This window comes from Streptomyces sp. NPDC047981, from assembly GCF_040653315.1.
Classification (GTDB): domain Bacteria; phylum Actinomycetota; class Actinomycetes; order Streptomycetales; family Streptomycetaceae; genus Streptomyces.
This window is the reverse complement of record NZ_JBEZNQ010000151.1, coordinates 1-7,607: the sequence shown is the minus strand read 5'-3', so window position 1 is coordinate 7,607 and position 7,607 is coordinate 1. Positions and strand designations below refer to the sequence as shown.

Below are 7,607 nucleotides of genomic sequence, written 5' to 3'. Positions count from 1 at the left end.
TCGCCGGCAGGTTCTGGGCTCGTCGGTGTTGGGCGAGGGCGTCGAGGAAGGTGTTGCCGGCGGCGTAGTTGGCCTGTCCTGCGGTGCCGAGGAGGATCTCCTCGGGGCGTCAGCCCTCGTTGCGGGACGGGCGCCGGAACCGGGCCGTCACCTTCGTCGACAGGGCGTCGCGGCGGGCGCCCCAGGCCGTCGTCCTGGCCGTCCACCAGGCGGAGGCCCGCCAGACCACCCGGACGGTCGAGCGCGGCGCAAGGAGGGCGCGGAGCCGGACCCGCCGGGACGCCGCCGCGGCGAAGCCCGAGCGGACCTGCGCCACCTCGTCCACCAGGCCCGTGCCCGGACGGGGCTGCGGGGCGTAGAGCACCTGCTCGACCGCCCGCGCCACCCGGTGCACCGCGTTCGCCGGCTCGCCCTCCAGGGAGCCGAGCCGGACGATCCGCGCCGCCGTCCTCCGGGGCGTCAGCGACTCGTCCGGGAGCACCCCGTGGTCCCAGGCCGTGTCGTTGATCTCCTGCCACGCCGCCAGCGTCCTGGCCACCCCGTCCTCGGCCGTTCGGCCCGAGGAACCGAGCCGCCCCGCCCGTACCCGATTCCGGTACAGCAGCGGCGACAGCGGGATCAGCAGCACCACCGCCAGCCCCAGCGCCACCAGCGCCACCGTCAGGAGATCCGTGCCGCCGCCGTCCGAGGTGTCGGCGCCCGCCACCTCGTCCTGGCCGCACTCGCCCTGGCGGCGCATCTGCGCCGGGCAGCTCTCCGAGGTCCTCGGCGCCGCGGACGGCGTCGCCGACGCGCTCGCCGACGGCTGCGCCGACTCGGTCGGCGTGCCCGAGGGGGACTGCTCACGCGTGTACTCCGGCGTGGAGCCCCGGGACGGGGTCGGCTCGAACCGGGTCCACCCCACACCCTCGAAGTACAGCTCGGGCCAGGCGTGGGCGTCCCGGATGCCGACCGAGATCGTGCCGTCGGACTGCCGGTCGCCCGGCATGAATCCGACCGCCACCCGCGCGGGGATCCCGAGCGAGCGCGCCATCGCCGCCATCGAGAACGAGAAGTGGACGCAGAAGCCCTCCCGGCGCTGCAGGAAGCGCGAGATCGCCTGCACGCCCGTACCGGACTCCACCTCGACGTCGTAGCGGAACCCGCCGTCCGTCGTGAACCAGTCCTGGAGTTTCACCGCCCGCTCGTAGTCGTTCCGGGCGCCCTTCGTCACCTGCAGGGCCGTCGCCCGGACGTCGAGCGGCAGCGAGTCCGGCACCTTGGTGTACTCGGTGCGCAGCGCCTGCGGCGCGGGCGGGGCCTCCGCCAGCTGTTGGGCCGTCGGCCGCACGTCCAGGCTCGTCACCGTGTACCGGGCGCCGGAGGTGTTCTGCCCGTCGTCGCCGACGAGCATCCGGCCGGCCGGCTCGTACCGCCAGCGCCCGTCGATCTCCACCCGGTCCGCCGGGAAGGGCATCGGCAGCCACTTCTGCTCGTACGTCGGGGAGGCCACGAAGTTGCCCGTCACCTCGATCGTGCGGACCTGGTCGCTCAGGCCGGCCGGCCGGGGCAGCCGCTCGGGCACGTCCTGGATCGGACGGACCGAGGACTTCCACGAGGTGCCGTCGAACTGGTCGAGGGCCACCAGACGGAGATACATGCCGGTGGTGTCGGTCGCGTTCGTCCGGTACCGGAGCACCTCGCGGTCCTCGGGCTGCCGCAGGTTGTCCTGGAGCGAGACCAGCGGGTTGACCGCCGAGATCGTGCCGCCCTCGCCCCGGTCGCCAGGACCGTCGCCCGCACCGCCGAACAGACCGCCCGAGAGCGTGGGCAGCACGGCCGGCACCACGAGCGCGACGCCCAGGGCGACCACGCCGATCCGCCGCCCGGCCCGCACGCCGGCGAGCGGCTTGCCGCCCCCCGACCCGGCCGGCCCGGTCGGCCCCGGGCGGCCGGCGCGCGCCGCGCCGCCGAAGACCCGGCCCCACTGCGAGAGCCGGTCCCGGCTCTCGGTGAGGAGCAGCAGCAGGTAGCCGGCGGCGGCGAACAGGAACCAGATCCAGCTCGCCCCGCCCTCGGAGAGCCCCGCCGCCACCGAGTACAGCGCCAGCAGCGGCAGACCCGCCGGGGCCGCGCTGCGGAAGGTCACCGCCACGGTGTCCACCAGGAGCCCGATCAGGAGCACGCCGCTGATCACCATCAGCCGGATGCCGTCGGTGTCCGGGGCGGGCGGGGCGTACGTGCCGACGTCCTCGGCGCCCGCCTGGAACAGCTCGGCGAACCGCGCGAAGGCCTGCGGCCCCGGCAGGAAGCCGAGCAGCGCCTGCTCCCGCGCGAAGACCAGGGTCAGCGCGAGCAGGCCGACGACCAGCTGCGCCGCCACCGTCAGCGCCCTGGCCAGCGGAACGCGCCGGGTCAGCGCGCCGACCCCGCTCTGCAGCGCCAGCAGGAAGGCCGCCGTGAGAATCCACGTCGACGGGTCCACCAGCGGAAGGAGCGCGCCCGCCGCCATCAGCGTGGCCGCGTAGGCGCTCAGTGTCAGCCGCCCGCGGCCGCTCATGCCCAACCTCCGTACGTGTCACCCTGGGCGCTCTCCGCCCGGACGCCGCTCGCCTGCCGCCACAGCTCGGCGAGCCTGGCCCCCGGGGCCACGGGCAGCGCCGTCCACCCGGCCTCGCGCAGCCGCCGCAGCCGCTCGTCGACCGCACCGGCCACGGCGCCGCCGGTCAGCCACGTCCCGGAGTCCAGGACGAAGGCGACGGCCGCCCCGCCCCGCTGGCGCATCCGGGCGGCCAGAGCCGCCTGCTCCTCGTCGAGGTCGCCGACGAAGGCGACGAGCAGGCCCTCGCTCCCGCCGCGCAGCACGTCGTACGCGCGGGAGAGCCCGGCCCCGTCGGAGTGGTCCACGACGGCCAGGGCGTCCATCATCAGCCCGGCCGCCTCGGCCGAGTCCTGCGAGGTGCCCGCGAAGCCCTCGGCGCCCTCTCCGGGCACCGCCGTTCCGGTGTCGGTGAGGAGCCGGACCGAGAAGCCCCGCTCCAGCATGTGGACCAGGACGGAGGCCGCGCCCGACACCGCCCACTCGAAGGCCGAGTCGGGGCCCGCGCCCTGGTAGGCGATCGCGCGGGTGTCGAGCAGCACCGTGCAGCGGGCCCGCTGCGGCTGCTCCTCGCGACGCACCATCAGCTCGCCGTAGCGCGCGGTGGACCGCCAGTGGACCCGGCGCAGGTCGTCGCCGTGGCGGTAGGCGCGCGGGATGATGTCGTCGTCGCCGGCCAGCGCCAGCGAGCGCAGGGAGCCGTCGCCGTACCCCGCCGCCTCGCCGGACAGCTTCACCGCGGGCAGCGCCTCGGTCCTGGGGACCACGGTCAGCGTGTCGTACGCGCTGAAGGAGCGGGTCAGCTCGCACATGCCGAACGGGTCGTTCAGCCGCAGCTGGAGCGGGCCCAGCGGGAACCGGCCGCGCAGATCCGACCGGACCCGGTACGACACCTCGCGCCGGCCGCCCGCCTCGACCCGGTCCAGGACGAAGCGGGGCCGCGGCCCGAGCATGTACGGGACGTGGTCCTGGAGCATGAGCAGCCCGGTGGGCAGCTTGGAGACGTTGTCCATCCGGAGGTGGACCCGGGCCTCCGAGCCGACCGGCACCCGCTGCGGGGAGAGCCGCCGGCTGCCCGCGACCCGGTAGCGGGTGCGGTGGAGCACGACGACGCAGATCAACGGCAGCACGGCGAGCAGCAGCCCGACCCGCAGCAGGTCGCCCTGGCCGAGGACGTAGGCGCAGATCCCGGCGGCGACGCCGGCGGCGAGGAAGGACCGGCCGCGCGTGGTGAGACCGCTCAGGGCGGCCCGCAGGCCCGTCGGGTCCTCACCCGGGCGACGGTCCCGTCCGTCGTCGCCCCGCCGGCCCTCCGGCGCGGCGGAGGTGGCCATCACAGCGACCGGACGCCGGGCTGCTGGCCGAAGGGCGGGCCGGCCGGCGGCGCCGTGGCCGGGACGGGCGTGCGCTGCAGGATGTCGAGGACGACCTGCTCGGCGGTGCGCCGGTTCAGCTGGGCCTGCGCCGTCGGCAGCAGCCGGTGGGCGAGGACGGGCACGGCGAGGGACTGGAGGTCGTCCGGCAGGACGTACTCGCGGCCGCTCAGCGCGGCGGACGCCTTGGCGGCGCGCAGCAGGTGCAGGGTGGCCCGCGGGGAGGCGCCGAGCCGCAGGTCCGGGTGGTTCCGGGTGGCCGCGACGATCTCGACGGCGTACCGGCGCACGGAGTCGGCCACGTGGACCGCCCGTACCGCGTCGATCAGCTTGATGATGTCGTGGGCGTGCGCGACGGGCTGCAGGTCGTCGAGCGGGTTGACCGCGCCGTGGACGTCGAGCATCTGCAGCTCGGCCTCGGCGCTGGGGTAGCCGATGGAGACCCGGGCCATGAAGCGGTCGCGCTGCGCCTCGGGGAGCGGGTACGTGCCCTCCATCTCCACCGGGTTCTGCGTGGCCACCACCATGAAGGGGCTCGGCAGCTCGTACGTCTGCCCGTCGACCGTGACCTGCCGCTCCTCGAGGGACTCCAGGAGCGCGGACTGGGTCTTGGGCGAGGCGCGGTTGATCTCGTCGCCGATCACGATCTGGGCGAAGATCGCGCCCGGCTTGAACTCGAAGTCACGCCGCTGCTGGTCGAAGATCGACACGCCCGTGATGTCCGAGGGCAGCAGGTCGGGCGTGAACTGGATGCGGCGCACCGAGCAGTCGATGGACCGGGCCAGCGTCTTGGCGAGCATCGTCTTGCCGACGCCGGGAACATCCTCGATCAGAAGATGTCCCTCGGCGAGCAGCACGGTCAGCGAAAGCCGTACGACCTCAGGCTTGCCCTCGATCACACCCTCCACCGACCTGCGGATCCGCTCCGCTGTGGTGGTCAGATCTGTGAGGCTCGCTCGATCGTCATAGGTCGTCACCCCGGCCCTCCTCGGCCCCTCCGTGAACACAGACACCTGCCCCCGCGGTGATTCGGGGGGTGTCACCCGAGCATTCTTGTTGCCCTTGCCGGGTTGTGTCACTTGGCTGTGGACAACCGGGGGCGATATGCCGGGGTTTGCCGTGTTGCGTCCGGGAGACCGGGCCGCGGTCGGGCCGGGACAGGGCCCGGACCGGGCGAGGAGCCGGCCGGGAGTCGGCCGGGAGCCGACCGGGTGACCGGCGTCGATCAGGCCGGGTCGATCTCGCGGAGCAGACCCGTGGCCACGTCGAAGACGAAGCCGCGGATGTCGTCCGTGTGCGGCAGGAACGGGGAGGTGCGGACCCGCTGCATCGACTGCCGGACGTCCTGGTCGACGTCGCGGAAGGACTCCACGGCCCAGGACGGCCGCTGGCCGACCTCCATCTCCAGCTCGTGCCGGAACTCCTCGGTGAGGGACTCCAGACCGCAGCCGGTGTGGTGGATGAGCACCACGCTGCGCGTGCCCAGGGCCCGCTGACTGATCGTGAGGGAGCGGATCACGTCGTCGGTGACCACGCCGCCCGCGTTGCGGACGGTGTGGCAGTCGCCGAGTTCGAGGCCGAGCGCGGCGTGCAGGTCGAGCCGGGCGTCCATGCAGGCGACGACGGCCACGTTCAGCACGGGCCGGGCGTCCATGCCGGGGTCGGCGAAGCCGGCCGCGTATCGCTCGTTGGCCTCGACGAGCCGGTCGGTGACCGTGCCCGCGGATTCGACGGATTCGACGGATTCGGCGGACTCGGCGGAGAGGTGTGCGGAGGTCGACATGTCGATGACGGTACTGGTCACGCTCGTTCCGAGGCCGCTGTGAGATGAGGACAAAGAACGTCAATGAGCCTTGTTGTGAGGTAACCCACAGGCGTGCGAGGGCGAGTCCATCCGGGTGAGTCGCCGGGAGTGCCCGGCTCCGCCCGAAGGCCCGCGCGACGCGCCAGCCGGTTGATTGACCGCCGGGGTCAGTGGACTAAAGTGACGCGGAGTTTGACGGAGACAATGAGCGATTTCCGCAGTTTCTCCCCCGCGTGTGCGGCGGATGCGTAGCGGCCGCGCCGAATCTGAGCCGAATTCTGAGAGGGCGCATTGAGCAACGACCGACACGTCCCGGTGATGCTCCAGCGGTGCCTGGACATGTTGGCCCCCGCACTGGAGCGCCCCGGCGCGGTCGTCGTCGACTGCACCCTCGGCCTCGGCGGACACAGCGAGGCGCTGCTCGAGCGGTTCCCCGAGGCGCGCCTCGTCGCCCTCGACCGGGACAAGGAGGCGCTGCGGCTCTCCGGCGAGCGGCTCGCTCCCTACGGTGAGCGCGCGACCCTCGTGCACGCGGTCTACGACGAACTGTCCGAGGTGCTCGACCGGCTCGGCGTCCCGCGCGTCGACGGCATCCTCTTCGACCTCGGCGTCTCCTCCATGCAACTCGACGAGGCCGACCGGGGCTTCGCGTACGCGCAGGACGCCCCGCTCGACATGCGCATGGACCAGACGACCGGGGTCAGCGCCGCGGAGGTCCTCAACACCTACCCGGCCGGCGAGCTGGTCCGGATCCTGCGCGCGTACGGCGAGGAGAAGCAGGCCAAGCGGATCGTCTCCGCGATCGTGCGCGAGCGCGAGAAGGACCCCTTCACCAACAGCGCCCGGCTCGTCGAACTGATCCGTGACGCGCTGCCGCAGGCGGCCAAGCGCACCGGCGGCAATCCGGCCAAGCGCACCTTCCAGGCCCTGCGCATCGAGGTCAACGGCGAACTGACGGTCCTGGAGCGGGCGATCCCGGCGGCGGTGAAGGCGCTCGCGGTGGGCGGCCGGATCGCGGTCCTGTCGTACCACTCCCTGGAGGACCGGCTGGTCAAGCAGGTCTTCGCGGCGGGCGCGGCGAACACCGCGCCGCCCGGCCTGCCGGTGGTCCCCGAGCAGTACCAGCCCCGCCTGAAGCTGCTCACCCGCGGTGCGGAACTCCCCACCGAGGAAGAGATCGCAGAGAACCGCCGCGCCGCCCCGGCCCGGCTCAGAGGGGCGCAGCGCATCCGGGAGGACGTGCCTTCATGACGACGAAGGGGCCGCTCAAAGGGCGGGCCGCGCGACTCGGACGGCTCATGCCGTCGGGTCCGAGCAGCGCCGCCCGCACCCCCTTCGTCCTGCTCGTCGTCGTGCTCCTCGGCGGCGGGCTCATCACGCTCCTGCTGCTGAACTCGGCCCTCAACCAGGGCTCCTTCAAGCTGCGCGACCTCAAGAACCGCACCACCGAGCTGACCGACGAGGAGCAGGCCCTCCAGCGGGACGTGGACGACCGGTCCGCGCCCGACGCGCTGGAGCGGCGGGCCAGGGAGCTCGGCATGGTCCCCGGCGGCAGCCCCGCCTTCCTCGAGCCGGACGGCACGGTCAAGGGCGAGCCGTCCAAGGCCGCCGCCCCGAAGCCGGACCCGACCCCGAAGCCCGACCCCACCCCGGCGGCGACGGACACGCCGAGCGGCCCGCCCGCGGGCGCGCAGACCGGCACCCCGTCCGGGCCGCCCGCGAACCCGACCGCGCAACAGTCCGCCGCGACGCCACCCCCGGCCGCGACGACGAACGCGACGACGACCGCCCCGACGACCGCGCCCGCCCCGACGAACTCCGGACGGTGACCGCAGTGCCCCCCAAGGAGCCC

General features: G+C 73.8%; 7 protein-coding genes. 2 read left to right on the top strand and 5 right to left on the bottom strand.

What is annotated here, in order from left to right; genetic code table 11:
• The 5 genes from AB0E14_RS38690 to AB0E14_RS38670 form a co-directional block, all read right to left on the bottom strand.
• Window positions 1-97: KR domain-containing protein (locus tag AB0E14_RS38690; protein WP_362429931.1), on the bottom strand; the 97-nt coding region annotated here is incomplete at its 3' end.
• Window positions 98-109: 12 nt separating this feature from the next.
• Complete coding sequence (locus tag AB0E14_RS38685) at window positions 110-2,539, bottom strand: DUF3488 and transglutaminase-like domain-containing protein (protein ID WP_362429928.1); 2,430 nt, start codon at window positions 2,537-2,539, stop codon at window positions 110-112.
• Complete coding sequence (locus AB0E14_RS38680) at window positions 2,536-3,912, bottom strand: DUF58 domain-containing protein (protein WP_362429925.1); 1,377 nt, start codon at window positions 3,910-3,912, stop codon at window positions 2,536-2,538. The genes AB0E14_RS38685 and AB0E14_RS38680 overlap by 4 nt, the downstream gene beginning before the upstream one ends.
• Window positions 3,912-4,928, bottom strand: a complete 1,017-nt coding sequence (locus AB0E14_RS38675; protein ID WP_362429922.1) for a MoxR family ATPase — start codon at window positions 4,926-4,928, stop codon at window positions 3,912-3,914. Before AB0E14_RS38675 ends, AB0E14_RS38680 begins: the two co-directional genes overlap by 1 nt.
• A gap of 248 nt (window positions 4,929-5,176) precedes the next feature.
• Window positions 5,177-5,734, bottom strand: a complete 558-nt coding sequence (locus tag AB0E14_RS38670) for a carbonic anhydrase (protein WP_362429920.1) — start codon at window positions 5,732-5,734, stop codon at window positions 5,177-5,179.
• A 312-nt stretch (window positions 5,735-6,046) separates the two neighbouring features.
• Here AB0E14_RS38670 and rsmH point away from each other — a divergent pair, with 312 nt between their 5' ends.
• Complete coding sequence (gene rsmH / locus AB0E14_RS38665) at window positions 6,047-7,006, top strand: 16S rRNA (cytosine(1402)-N(4))-methyltransferase RsmH (RefSeq protein WP_362429917.1); 960 nt, start codon at window positions 6,047-6,049, stop codon at window positions 7,004-7,006.
• Window positions 7,003-7,584 carry a septum formation initiator gene (locus AB0E14_RS38660; RefSeq protein WP_362429914.1) on the top strand — a complete coding sequence of 194 codons (582 nt, stop codon included), beginning with the start codon at window positions 7,003-7,005 and terminating at the stop codon, window positions 7,582-7,584. The genes rsmH and AB0E14_RS38660 overlap by 4 nt, the downstream gene beginning before the upstream one ends.
• Window positions 7,585-7,607: the final 23 nt, after the last annotated feature.